Source organism: Candidatus Izemoplasma sp., assembly GCF_982632705.1.
The window spans coordinates 1-12,418 of the sequence record NZ_CEXEES010000002.1 but is presented as its reverse complement, the minus strand read 5'-3'; the positions used below and the strand labels follow the sequence as shown (position 1 = coordinate 12,418).

The 12,418-nt window shown below is 32.5% G+C and carries 11 protein-coding genes; 4 read left to right on the top strand and 7 right to left on the bottom strand.

Going from position 1 to position 12,418, the window contains the following annotated elements:
* The first annotated feature begins 14 nt into the window (after positions 1–14).
* Positions 15–2,030, top strand: coding sequence for an HD domain-containing phosphohydrolase (locus AC2LE6_RS00410; RefSeq protein WP_484477252.1), 2,016 nt, complete (start codon positions 15–17; stop codon positions 2,028–2,030).
* An 8-nt stretch (positions 2,031–2,038) separates the two neighbouring features.
* On the opposite strand, the gene cysK is transcribed toward AC2LE6_RS00410, so the two are convergent.
* The 7 genes from cysK to tilS form a co-directional block, all read right to left on the bottom strand.
* Positions 2,039–2,947, bottom strand: a complete 909-nt coding sequence (gene cysK / locus AC2LE6_RS00405; protein WP_484477251.1) for a cysteine synthase A — start codon at positions 2,945–2,947, stop codon at positions 2,039–2,041.
* A gap of 119 nt (positions 2,948–3,066) precedes the next feature.
* Positions 3,067–4,557, bottom strand: coding sequence for a lysine--tRNA ligase (gene lysS / locus AC2LE6_RS00400; RefSeq protein ID WP_484477250.1), 1,491 nt, complete (start codon positions 4,555–4,557; stop codon positions 3,067–3,069).
* Positions 4,558–4,639: 82 nt separating this feature from the next.
* Positions 4,640–5,620, bottom strand: a complete 981-nt coding sequence (locus AC2LE6_RS00395) for a metal ABC transporter substrate-binding protein (RefSeq protein WP_484477249.1) — start codon at positions 5,618–5,620, stop codon at positions 4,640–4,642.
* A gap of 1 nt (position 5,621) precedes the next feature.
* On the bottom strand, positions 5,622–5,888 hold the full coding sequence (locus AC2LE6_RS00390) for an RNA-binding S4 domain-containing protein (RefSeq protein WP_484477248.1): 267 nt from the start codon (positions 5,886–5,888) through the stop codon (positions 5,622–5,624).
* 59 nt (positions 5,889–5,947) lie between these two features.
* The gene (gene ftsH / locus AC2LE6_RS00385) at positions 5,948–7,885 is read right to left on the bottom strand and encodes an ATP-dependent zinc metalloprotease FtsH (protein ID WP_484477247.1); all 1,938 of its coding nucleotides are present in this window, start codon (positions 7,883–7,885) and stop codon (positions 5,948–5,950) included.
* Between the two features lie 11 nt (positions 7,886–7,896).
* Positions 7,897–8,439: a hypoxanthine phosphoribosyltransferase gene (gene hpt, locus AC2LE6_RS00380; RefSeq protein ID WP_484477246.1), complete on the bottom strand. Its 543-nt coding sequence runs from the start codon at positions 8,437–8,439 to the stop codon at positions 7,897–7,899.
* Positions 8,439–9,743 carry a tRNA lysidine(34) synthetase TilS gene (gene tilS / locus AC2LE6_RS00375; RefSeq protein WP_484477245.1) on the bottom strand — a complete coding sequence of 435 codons (1,305 nt, stop codon included), beginning with the start codon at positions 9,741–9,743 and terminating at the stop codon, positions 8,439–8,441. Before tilS ends, hpt begins: the two co-directional genes overlap by 1 nt.
* A gap of 137 nt (positions 9,744–9,880) precedes the next feature.
* Here tilS and AC2LE6_RS00370 point away from each other — a divergent pair, with 137 nt between their 5' ends.
* From AC2LE6_RS00370 to AC2LE6_RS00360, 3 genes are all read left to right on the top strand, one after another.
* On the top strand, positions 9,881–11,236 hold the full coding sequence (locus AC2LE6_RS00370) for an MFS transporter (RefSeq protein ID WP_484477244.1): 1,356 nt from the start codon (positions 9,881–9,883) through the stop codon (positions 11,234–11,236).
* A gap of 16 nt (positions 11,237–11,252) precedes the next feature.
* Complete coding sequence (locus AC2LE6_RS00365) at positions 11,253–11,762, top strand: Maf family protein (protein WP_484477243.1); 510 nt, start codon at positions 11,253–11,255, stop codon at positions 11,760–11,762.
* Positions 11,763–11,881: 119 nt separating this feature from the next.
* On the top strand, positions 11,882–12,403 hold the full coding sequence (locus AC2LE6_RS00360) for a LytTR family DNA-binding domain-containing protein (protein ID WP_484477242.1): 522 nt from the start codon (positions 11,882–11,884) through the stop codon (positions 12,401–12,403).
* Positions 12,404–12,418 lie beyond the last annotated feature (15 nt).

The following is a 12,418-nucleotide window of genomic DNA, read 5'->3' as shown; positions in this document are numbered from 1 at the left end:
AAAAGGTGATTATTATGATAGAGTCAATGAGTAATATACAACAAAAGTTAACAATCATACTAATAATATTTTCTACAACATTTGTTAGTTATATACTTCATTTTAATGATATTAACCCTTTATTGATTTGGCCAGGTCTTGGCTTCAGTATTGGATTTTTCTCAATGTTTAGAAATAAGCACTTATTTCCGATTCTACTAGGATCGTTCCTTGGACATCTCGTAGGGGTGGGATTATCCTTAGATTTGTCTGTTATTAATACTATATTGTTAAGTGTTACGTCAGTAGTGACAACGTATATAGCTATGTTTTTATTTACTTCAATCATGGATAAAACATCCTCGTTTGGCCGAATTGATAGAAGCAGTGCCATCCTGTTTTATCTTGCCCTTCTTTCAATCGGATTGTTGGTTTCATTGATAAAGACAATGTCCTTTGGTTTATTTATTGCGTACCCTATACTTTTTGATGAGTTTTTAAATTGGTTGTTAAGTATAACCACAGGTTTAGTTGTCTTTGGTAATTTAGTGCTACTATCGTTTTATTTTGATTCAACATCAAATATAAGAAAAGTATTGCTATCATTTGGGTATATGGCGTTTTTTGCTAGTATTTCTGTAATCATTTTTAGTGATGGATTTTCAATGATTAATGGAAATCAGTCCTTCGTTTTTGTAGCTCTTATTTTCTTACCTGCATTGTTTTTTAGTTATCGTTCAATTCTAACAATTATCTTCTTATATATTTTGCTTTATAAATTCCATTATGTTGATGGTTTTAACAGTAATCTAATGTTTATGGTTTTTGATTTTAATATATTCGTAATTATGACATCATATATTGCTATCATCACTAGAATGACATACTATAATTTAATCTTACAGAATGAAGATTTACAAGTATCAAACAATAAACTGGAAATGTTAATTAACTCTACAAATCAATTACTGAATATTAGAGACTTTGAATTAACAAACAAAGAAACTAATATACAGTATTTAAAGAATATCTTTAGTATTGCAAACAACCTGTTTGATAATTTTGATGCTGCTTCTTGTTACATTAAAATCGATGATAAACCAATGTTTATTGATGCAACCTATTATGATGAAAAAATGCTAAATGAATTAGATTTTAGTCGAGATTTTGTTTGGGCATTGCAAGAACCCGAACACATTACTAACGCTGAGGTTCATTTAAGGCAAAGATTAAAAGTTGATTATCAGACTTATTCTGAAGTGGTCCCTGAAATTAAAGAATCAATACGATTTGGTATATATATTGATGAAGTGTTTAGTGGAGGAATTAGTTTTGATATTTTTCAAAAAAGTGAGAAGCGTTTTTCTCAAGAAGATCTCAATGGTCTCCGTGCATTTCAAAGATTAATGAACAGTTTTTACGAGATAAACTACTTGAATAATAAACACCAATTCATTAAGAATGATTTGGTTGTTAGTCTAATTAAAACTTTAGAATTGTATGATCAGTATACAGGGGGACATAGTGAAGAAGTAGCTATGTTTTCAAGAGCAATTGCTCAGGAGATGAATCTTAAAGATGATGATGTTTATTCGATATACTGGGCTGGTGTTGTTCATGATATTGGGAAAGTAGGAATCTCAAACGAAGTAATCAATAAATCTGAAAAATTAACATTAGAAGAGTACGAAGTCGTTAAGAAGCATTCTGTATTTGGATCTGATATATTAGAAGCCAGTGATGAATTGAAAGATATTGCACTATTAGTAAAACATCACCATGAGTGGTGGAACGGAAATGGGTACCCATCAGGGTTATCTGGAAATGATATTCCTCTAGGTTCACAAATACTATGTGTTTCTGATGCGGTGAGTGCAATGGTTGGAGAAAGACCATATAGTGGCCAAAAGGAAAAATCTGAAATAATCAAAGAGTTAGAAATGTATTCTGGTGTTCACTTTAGCCCAGAACCAGCAAAAGTAATGATTCAATTGATTAAAGATGGTTTGATAGATGAGTTTTATGTTAAAAAAGAAAAAGAGAGCAAATAGCTCTCTTTTTAATTGAATAACTCAGTTGATAAATAACGTTCCGCATTACTTGGAGATACGGTAACAACTTTTTTACCTTTTCCAACCTCTAATGCTTTTTGATATGCAGCGTAGACATTTGCACCTGTTGATATTCCAACAAATAATCCAAGTTCTTTAGCAAGTCGTCTAGCCATATCAAACGCTTGATCATCGGTAACCTTGATAATACTATCAATAACAGTTGTATCTAGTATATCAGGGATAAATCCAGCTCCAATACCTTGTATTTTGTGTTTTCCAGGGGATTCACCACTAATAACAGCACTATTATAAGGTTCTACAGCTGTTATTTCGATATCTGAGAGTGTTTCTTTCAAAATAGAACCAACTCCTGTGATTGTTCCACCCGTACCAACACCGGCCACAAAATGGGTGATGTCTGGGACATCTTTTAAAATTTCTTTTACTGTATATTTCATATGTGCTTTTGGGTTATTTAAGTTCTTAAACTGCATAGGCATAAAGTATCCGTGTTCTTTTTGAAGGTTTTCTGCTACTCGGATAGATTCTTTCATACCTTTCTCTGCGGGTGTCAAAATTAACTCGGCACCATATCCTATAAGGATTTTTCTTCTTTCGATACTTAAGCTATCTGGCATTGTAAGAATAGCTTTGTATCCTTTACTGGCAGCAACAAGTGCAACTCCGATACCAGTATTACCACTAGTTGGTTCAATTAATGTATCTCCAGGTTTTATAAGTCCTTCATTTTCTGCGGCTTCAATCATATTAATGGCAATTCTATCTTTTACACTACCACCAGGATTATACCACTCTAATTTTAAAAAGATGTCTGCGATATCCTCTTTGAATAGTTTGTTTATTTTTATGATAGGTGTATTTCCTATCAATTCATATATATTATTATAAATCATATTCTCACCTCGTAATTTCATTATATAGACAATTTAAATATTACACTAATGATATGATATATTACTTTTGTGGAGAATTATATAAAAAAAAGACTATTCAAAGAATAGTCTTTTGTGATTTATTTACCTCTTGGTTTCATATGTGGGAATAACAGTACATCTCTGATTGAAGCGGAGTTTGTCATTAACATAATGAATCTATCAATTCCAACTCCTAGCCCTCCAGCAGGCGGCATACCATATTCCAAAGCTTCAACATAATCTATGTCCATTTCATTTGCTTCTGCGTTACCAAGTTCTTTCTCTTTTAATTGATTCATAAAGCGTTCTTTTTGATCAATTGGATCATTTAACTCAGTGAATGCATTTGCATATTCACGTCCATCAATGAATAATTCGAATCTATCAGTGAAACGAGGGTCTTCAGCATTCTTTTTCGCTAAAGGACTTATCTCGATTGGATGTCCAAATACAAATGTAGGTTGAACAACTGTTTCTTCACAGTACTCTTCGAATAGTAAATTCAGGATATGTCCTGTTCCTGTATAGTGATCAGGGACATCTAGCTCTTTATCTAAAGCAAATTGTTTTGCTTTTTCGAATGTCATTTCTTTGTCCCAGAAATCGATACCAACCGTATCTCTTACTGCGTCAGCCATATGTAATTTTACCCAAGGTTTTGTTAAGTGAATTTCTTTGTCATTGTATACAACTGTTTCTCTACCTAGTTTTTTAGCTACAGAGCTAAACATGAATTCAGTTAACTCCATCATTGTTTCAACATTACCATATGCTTGGTATAACTCTAGCATAGTAAATTCAGGATTGTGTTTAACACTCATTCCTTCATTTCTAAATGTTCTACCAATTTCATAGACACCATCTAATCCCCCAACGATTAATCTTTTTAAGTAAAGTTCAGGTGCGATTCTTAAGTAGAACGGCATATCTAAAGCATTATGATGAGTTTCAAATGGACGAGCAGCAGCTCCTCCAAGAATTGGATGAAGGATTGGTGTTTCAACTTCTAAATATCCTCTATCATTTAATAACTCTCTGATTATTGTGATGATTTTAGAACGAGTTATAAATGTATCTCTTGAATCTTTATTTGTGATTAAATCTACATAACGTCTTCTATAACGTTCTTCAATATCAGTTAATCCGTGAAACTTCTCAGGAAGAGGTCTAATTGCTTTTGAAAGGTGAGTAAGATTAGTAACTCTTATACTAAGTTCACCCATTTTTGTTTTCATGATACTTCCTTCAACACCAACGATGTCTCCTAAATCTGATTTATTCCAAAGTTCAAATTGTTCTTCTCCAACTGCATCAAGTCTAACATATAGTTGCACTTGTCCGAATTGGTCCATAATATGCGCAAAACCGGCTTTTCCTTTACCACGTTTTGTCATGATTCTACCAGCGATTTTTACTCCATCAGTTTCCATATCATGAAGTTCCTCTTTCGAGAATTCATCATATTTCCCTCTTAATGTTTCAGTATTGTTGTTTCTGTCAAATCTATGTCCGAATGGATCGATATTTTTAATGCGAAGTTCTTCTAGTTTTTCTCGTCTTACAACTTCTTGTTCTGATAATTTTTCCATTAATATCACCTCAATCAATAAATGTATGTTTGATTATAACATATATGTTATATTTTAAAAGAAAAATAGCACAATAAATGTACTATTTTGTAACCTCATTTAATACTTCAAGATTTTTGTACATTAGGGTTAGGTAATCCTCTAGATTATTTACTTCATCTGTCGTTAAAACACCAAGTCCATGGATGTATCTTCTCTCAGCGTTAGGGTTTTGTTCTTGCAGACCTAGTAAAACGGCATCACCAGAAGGACTGTTTGCATTTGTTTCAAATAAAATACACTCAATATCATGTGCGATTGCCTCTTCGACAAACCCAATTATATCACTTGGTATTGTATTGTCGTTGTGTGCATCTGCAGTTAAACTTAGGATCTCAATATCATATGCTTCATGCCAATAGTTAAATAGCATGTTTGTTGTGATGATTGGTTTTGTTGCTTCTGAAGCCATTAAATCATAAGCTGCGTCTAATTCTTCTAGAGTCATTTGTAAGTCCATATAATTGTCGTTATACATAACTGCATTTTGAGGATATTTCTCTATCAATAAATCCCTGATCATATCTGCAGCGATTATCATTCTGTTTGGGTCTAACCAAAAATGTGGATCTACAGATAATTGTGCTGAATCGCATGTCTCATCTATTATTTCTTCTTCATGCTCATCGTGATCTTCTTCTCCATGAACATGAGTGGTATCGTAACAAACATTTGCGTAATCAACATAATCACCAATATGTATTAAATCTACATCACCATCATCAAATATTGCTTCTTTGTTATTAGGAATATAGTTATCTGTATTTGCACCAACATAAAATATAAATGATGCATTCTGCATTGATATAATTTCCTTTGCGCTCCAATCATAAGCTTCGCTGTGGACGTTGCTGCCAGGTACTCGTTCAATAGAAACGGTATCTCCAGCAATTTCTTCAACTAAAAACATTATTGGATAAATTGTTGCATAAATTACTGGTTTATCATCACCACTATTACGATTGCACGCACTTAGAGTGAGAACTATTAGTAATACAGAAATAATTGTTATAATTTTCTTCATGTTATTCACCTGTTTCTTTATATGTTTCGCTAACTATTTCAAACATGTTTTGTGCGTCTTCTTTTTTTGTTGAATTTAACATTTCTTTCACTTTGATTTCAACTACTTTGTTACCAAAGGTTATTGATATGATATCATCAACTTCAACTTTTGTGCTTGACTTAGCGATTCTGTTATTTATTGTTATTCTCCCGTTGTCAGCTACTTCTTTTGCTAAAGTGCGTCTTTTAATTACACGAGAAACTTTTAAAAATTTATCTAATCTCATATTTATCACCAACCATATTATAGCATACAAAAAAGGGTATAAATATACCCTTTTCATTTTTATTCTATTTTTGTTTCTTCTTTTGTTACTGTTTCTTCAGTTTCAACTTTATCGGCTTCTAAAGCAAGTTTTTGTTGCTTTTTCTCCCACCAATCTAGTTTCCCTGTATCAACGATTTGATAAATGTCTTCTTTAGTTAATGTTTCTACTTTTAATAAGTAATCTGCAATTAGTTTAACCAGCTCTAAATGTTCAGTTAATACTACTTTTGCTTTGTCATAACAAGTATTGATAATATTTCTAACTTCATTATCAATTTCTAATGCTACTTGATCACTAAATGATTTATCTGCGGCATAATCTCTACCTAGGAACACTTGTCCTGCACGTTTTTCGTATTGGATTGGTCCTAGTGAACTCATTCCATACTCTGTAACCATTGATCGTGCAATTGCTGTAGCTTGTTGGAAGTCATTGTGTGCACCTGTTGATACTTCGTTGAAGTTGATTTCTTCACTAACACGGCCACCTAGTAATCCGATTATACGGTCTAATAAGCCTTTTTTAGTCATTAAGAATGATTCTTCTTCTTCAGGTAACATTAATGCATATCCTCCTGCGTTTCCACGAGGGATGATTGTAACTTTGTGAACAATATTTGCGTTATCAAGTTTGATACCTAGAACAGCATGTCCTGCTTCGTGATGTGCTATAAAGTTTCTTTCTCGTTTTGATAGTACTCTAGATTTTTTTGCAGGTCCCATCATTACGCGATCTACAGCTTCATCAATATGGTATAGCTTGATGTTTTCTTTGTTTTCACGAGCTGCAAGTAATGCAGATTCGTTTAATAAGTTTTCTAGATCTGCTCCTGTAAATCCTGGAGTTCTTTTTGCAATCTCATTAAATGTAACTTTTGGAGATATTTTTTTATTTTTAGCATGAACTTTTAGTATCGCTTCTCTACCTTTAATATCTGGTCTTCCGATAGTGATTTGTCTATCAAAACGTCCAGGTCTTAATAACGCAGGATCTAATACATCAGCTCTATTTGTAGCAGCCATAACAATGATTCCACTATTTGTTCCAAAACCATCCATTTCAACTAGTAATTGGTTCAGTGTTTGTTCACGTTCATCGTGTCCTCCACCAACTCCAGTACCACGTTGACGTCCTACTGCATCGATTTCATCGATAAATACGATACATGGAGCATTTTGTTTTGCGGCTTTGAACATGTCACGTACACGACTTGCTCCAACACCAACAAACATTTCAACGAAATCAGAACCACTGATTGTATAGAATGGAACATTAGCTTCACCGGCAACGGCTCTGGCTAATAATGTTTTCCCTGTACCTGGTGGCCCAATTAATAAGACACCTGTAGGGATTCTAGCTCCAAGTTCCATGTATTTCTTAGGGTTACCTAGGAAATCAATTAGTTCTTCTAATTCTTGTTTTTCCTCATCTACTCCAGCTACATTTTTGAATGTAGTTGTTTTTCCTCTGTTTAATTTCGCTCTTGATTTACCGAAATCAAACGCTTTGTTGTTCCCTTGGTTGTTTCTCATTAGGAACATAAAGATTGCGATAACGATAATGATTGGGATCAAAATACTTAATACACTTAAGAATGTGTAAGTATCTCCCTTTTCAGGTGAATATTTTACACCTTGTAACAAGTTCTCTGAGATAATAGTACCTAGTGCAATCTCATTTGGGATGATTGATTCATATTTCGAACCATCGTTTAATTTTCCACTAACATCATATGAACCTATATTGTTGTCACCTGATACAGGTTTTGTTGTCATAGTATCAATATTTCCTGCTTCTAGTTCTGTTATCAATTCAGTATAGTTATACACATGTATATCATCTGAATCGTTATTGTAGTAGAACATTACAGTCGTAATGATTAGTAATATGATTGCGATTATAGCTATATTACCAGTTCTTGATTGTTGTGGTTTCTTTTGTTTTGCTTGTGCCATGTTACCACTCCTTACTTATTGTATACCTCTGGTTTTAATACACCAATATATGGTAGGTTTCTGTATTTTTCTTCATAATCTAATCCGTAACCAACTACAAATTCTTTTGGAATTATTGTTCCTACGTATTTTGGTTCTAGAGTTACTACACGCCCAGTAGGTTTGTCTAGTAATGTAACTATTTCAACAGATTTTGCACCACGGTATTCTAGTAAATCCATAACTACCTTAAGTGTTCTTCCTGTATCGACGATATCTTCAGTTAATATGATATGTCTATCTTGTACAGGAATACCTAAATCTTTATTGATTTTGATATCTCCACTAGATTCTATACCACCATGATAACTAGATACATCCATAAACCCAACTTCCATTTGAATGTCCATTCGTGTCATTAAAGTTCCCATAAATGGGATACACCCTTTTAATAACCCGATAACAAGAGGAAATTTATCTTTGTAATCTATTGTTAGTTGATTACCTAGTCTTTGTGCTATTTCTTCGATTTGTTCTTCTGAAACTAATACTTTTAGAATGTCTTTTTCTAACATTATCTCACCTCGTAAATATATAGTTTATTTGGTTGTTCTTTATTTTGCTCCGCTTTCTTAATTCGCGGAATCCACATTACTGTATCATTATTAGATAAAAGAATCAAGGATTCACGGATAGATGACGGTACTTTTTGGTCTATTAAGATATCTTTTACCTTTTTAGTACCAACTTTCAACTTCATTTTATCGCCATTATCTTTGTTTCTTAGATATAGCGGAAATACTAATTCATTATACCATACTTCAAAGAAATTAGAATGTCTTATGTCTTGTTTTTCAAAGCTGAAAACATATTTTATTTCCTTAGAAACACTATACTCTCCAACGTCATTTATTTCAAGAAATACACGTTCTGATTCTTTGTGTTCTCTGATGAAGAAGTATGAATATTCTTTTATTAATTCAAAACCTTTTGATAGGTTGTATTTGACGTTTGGAGTATCTTTTTCTAGTAAGTTTATAATGTCTTGATATTGTGTATAACTTACTTCAACTGTATTGTCTGATTCATTGTTTACAATATGTTGAATTATTTTGAATTTTAGGATTTCATCAACATTAGAATACTGCTTGATATCTACTTTACCATCAAAGATATGCTTGGATGTGAATTTAGTAAGTTTTTTGTCAATGAATTCATCAGCCATTGATATATAGTTTGAAAACTGTTCTAGTTTTGAATGAAGTAGTGGGTTCTCTTTTAATAGTAATGGGATGATGTTGTTTCTAAACCTGTTTCTTGTATAACTATCCTCATTGTTTGATGTATCCTCAAAATAGGTTAATTTGTTTAAATGAGCATATTCTATAATTTGTTCTTTTGTTACAGTGAGAAGAGGTCTGATGATTTTACAGTTATTGTATTGTGATAGATTTGAGATACCACTATATCCTTTGAATGAGGTACCTCTTGTTAATCTCATTAGGATTGTTTCTATTTGATCGTCTGCGTGATGTGCTAGGACGATTTGATCTGTATTGTATTCTTTGGCAACAGCTGTAAAGAATGTATATCGTTTCTTTCTAGCTATTTCTTGGAAGTTGCCTTCTATATTTTTGTTTAATACTAAGCCCTCAAATGGGACGTTTAGTGAGTTTGCGATTTCCTGGATGTTTTTGTATTCCATTTTTGATTCTATTCTTTTATTGTGATTTACATGAGCTATTATCAACTTGAATCCTGCCTTATATAGCACATCAAAAAGAACCATTGAATCTACACCTCCGCTAAGAGCTACGATGATTGGTTTTTCGATATCCAGATTCGATTTTTGAATTGCGATTTCAAATATATCTTTCATGTGATCACCTCGGTTTATTATAACACAAATATGAAAATCTAGACATATGATAAATACTTTGATTACCAAAATATTTACTTACTTATGAAGGCTTGTATGGTATAATATTTTTGAATGTTAAAAAAAGGAGAGATTCTATGTTTAAGTTACCAAAATTAACAAAAAAAGAGAGAGCATGGGTATTATATGATATTGCGAACTCTGCGTTTGTATTAACAGTAATTACAGTATTATTTCCGATTTTATACGAAACAGTATTTGCACAAGCAGAAGGTATTGCTCATTTAGACAAAGTTATTGAAGTAAACGGAGTCAAAGAGGCGAATGCTGCTTATGGTGATGTTTGGGCCAGAGGGTCACAAATATTTAAATATTTAACAAGTGGTATTGCATTAACAGTTGCTATACTTAGTCCAATTATGGGTTCTTGGAGTAACTATGCTGGAAACAAGAAGAAATTCTTTAAATTATTCTTGTTAATGGCAATTATTGGTGGATTTGGATTAGCTATTCCTGGATTAAGCTGGGTTGTATTATTAGTTATATTTACAATTTCTAGTATTGGGTACAACTTAACTAATGTTGTGTATGACGCTTTCTTAGTGGATGTTACTGGGGAAGAAACAATGGATGAAATCAGTGCTCAAGGATTTGCTTGGGGATATATCGGTAGTTTGATTCCATTCTTTATTGGGATTATCCCATATGCACTTGCTACATTCGGAATGATTCCAGAAGAGTTTGTAACGTTAACGATTAGCTTTGCGTTTGTAGTTTCACTTGTATGGTGGTGGATTTATAGCCAACCTATATTAAATGATGTTGAACAAACGTATAGTATAGATCAAACAGAGAATTCATTGGGTAAATCATTTAAGAGATTATGGGTTACTTTGAAAGAAATAAGATCATTCAAGTATATCTTTATCTTCTTGATAGCTTACTTATTATATATTGATGTTGTTAACTCTGTAATTAGATTAGCAGTTAATATCGGTTCGGATTTATTTGTTTCTGCACCTGTTATGCTTGGTGTAATTGTAATGGTTCAAATCATTGCGTTCCCATCAGCAATCATATATGGACGTTTAACAAAAAAACACGGTGGTAAAAAAATGATTTACTATGGTATCTTCATTTATGCTATTGGTGTATATGTTGTTACATTAATTCAAGCGGATTCAACGTACTTAATGTGGGTTGTTGGGGCTTTAATTGGTACCGCTCAGGGTGGTATACAATCTGTATCTAGAAGTTACTTTGCTAAAATGGTTCCATATGAAAAAGCGAATGATTTCTTTGGTTTCTTTAGTGTATTTGGGCGTTTTGGTGGTATCATTTCACCATTCATCATTGCATACTTCTCAGGAAGAATGGAAACTGGTGTTAATGGTGCAGTAATGTTATTATTGATCCCTTTAGTAATTGCTTCAATTCTATTATTATTTGTTCACCCTCCTAGAAATGAAGAAATTCATACTAGCGAGCAGTAGTCCTAGAAGAAGTGAGTTGTTACAACTTCTAGACATTGAATTTATAAGAGATCCAAGTGATACTGAAGAAATAATAGATGAATCGATCTCAAGTATTGAGCTGGTTCAGAATTTGGCTTTACAGAAAGCACAAGATGTATCTTTGAGACATCCTGGAATGTATGTTCTTGGGTTTGATACACTTGTTATATTAGATGGAAAGCCGTTAGGTAAACCTAAAAGTAAAGAAGATGCGTTTAGAATGTTATCATTATTATCAGATAGAAAACACATGGTTGCGACTGGGTGTGCGATTGTCAAAGATGATTCATATGAGATTTTCTACGATTACGCAGAAGTAATCTTTAATCCTATGTCTGAAGATGAAATTAATGAATACATTTCTTCTAACGAACCAATGGATAAAGCTGGTGCATATGGTATACAAGGTCTTGGGGCTAAGTATATAAAGTACATCAAAGGAGATTACTATTCAGTAATGGGATTACCGTTTCAAAAATTATATAATAAACTAAAAGGTCTGTAACATAGACCTTTTTTGTTTATAGATTATGCAGTTTGGTGTAAAATAATTGTATGATACTATTCCAGTGTTTAAATATAGAAAATAGCGTGATACTGTTAAATCACCAGAAGGAGGCTGTTATGTTTAAGCTTAAAGTGAATGAGGAGAAACATAAAAGCATATCAAATCGTCTAGATCTAATAGAAACTACTAAATATGATTACATTCTGACAGACGATAAAAACAAGATTGAAGAAGATAAAATAAATATAGTCTTCAACGAAGCGAATATTCCAAAAGTTAACAATCTACTTGATTTGATAGTTAAAGGGGAAGAAGTACTTATAACTGGATCAAATCAATATGGACAAAAAACAGTTGAATCACGAAATTTCTACTACTTCATCGTTGAAGGGGAAACCGTATATGGTGTTTTACACAATACAAGGTTAATAATACGAGAGAAGTTATATGGAATTGAAGAGTTATTACTGAATAAAGACTTTATCAGAATCAGTAAATACTGTTTAGTAAACATTGGGAAAATCGATTATATTAAACCTGCGTTAAATTCAAAACTAGACTTACTTATGAAAAATAAGGAACATTTAGAGGTAAACAGAGCATATTTAAAAGAATTTAAGGCAGCGTTAAAAATTTAGGAGGTATCATATGAC

What these genes read in the sequence shown, in the direction of transcription:
- AC2LE6_RS00410 (WP_484477252.1), top strand. Translation starts at nt 15, where the DNA reads ATGATAGAGTCAATGAGTAATATACAACAAAAGTTAACAATCATACTA.
- AC2LE6_RS00360 (WP_484477242.1), top strand. Translation starts at nt 11,882, where the DNA reads ATGTTTAAGCTTAAAGTGAATGAGGAGAAACATAAAAGCATATCAAAT.
- hpt (WP_484477246.1), bottom strand. Translation starts at nt 8,439, where the DNA reads ATGTTAGAAAAAGACATTCTAAAAGTATTAGTTTCAGAAGAACAAATC.
- AC2LE6_RS00370 (WP_484477244.1), top strand. Translation starts at nt 9,881, where the DNA reads ATGTTTAAGTTACCAAAATTAACAAAAAAAGAGAGAGCATGGGTATTA.
- lysS (WP_484477250.1), bottom strand. Translation starts at nt 4,557, where the DNA reads ATGGAAAAATTATCAGAACAAGAAGTTGTAAGACGAGAAAAACTAGAA.
- ftsH (WP_484477247.1), bottom strand. Translation starts at nt 7,885, where the DNA reads ATGGCACAAGCAAAACAAAAGAAACCACAACAATCAAGAACTGGTAAT.
- tilS (WP_484477245.1), bottom strand. Translation starts at nt 9,743, where the DNA reads ATGAAAGATATATTTGAAATCGCAATTCAAAAATCGAATCTGGATATC.
- AC2LE6_RS00390 (WP_484477248.1), bottom strand. Translation starts at nt 5,888, where the DNA reads ATGAGATTAGATAAATTTTTAAAAGTTTCTCGTGTAATTAAAAGACGC.
- cysK (WP_484477251.1), bottom strand. Translation starts at nt 2,947, where the DNA reads ATGATTTATAATAATATATATGAATTGATAGGAAATACACCTATCATA.
- AC2LE6_RS00395 (WP_484477249.1), bottom strand. Translation starts at nt 5,620, where the DNA reads ATGAAGAAAATTATAACAATTATTTCTGTATTACTAATAGTTCTCACT.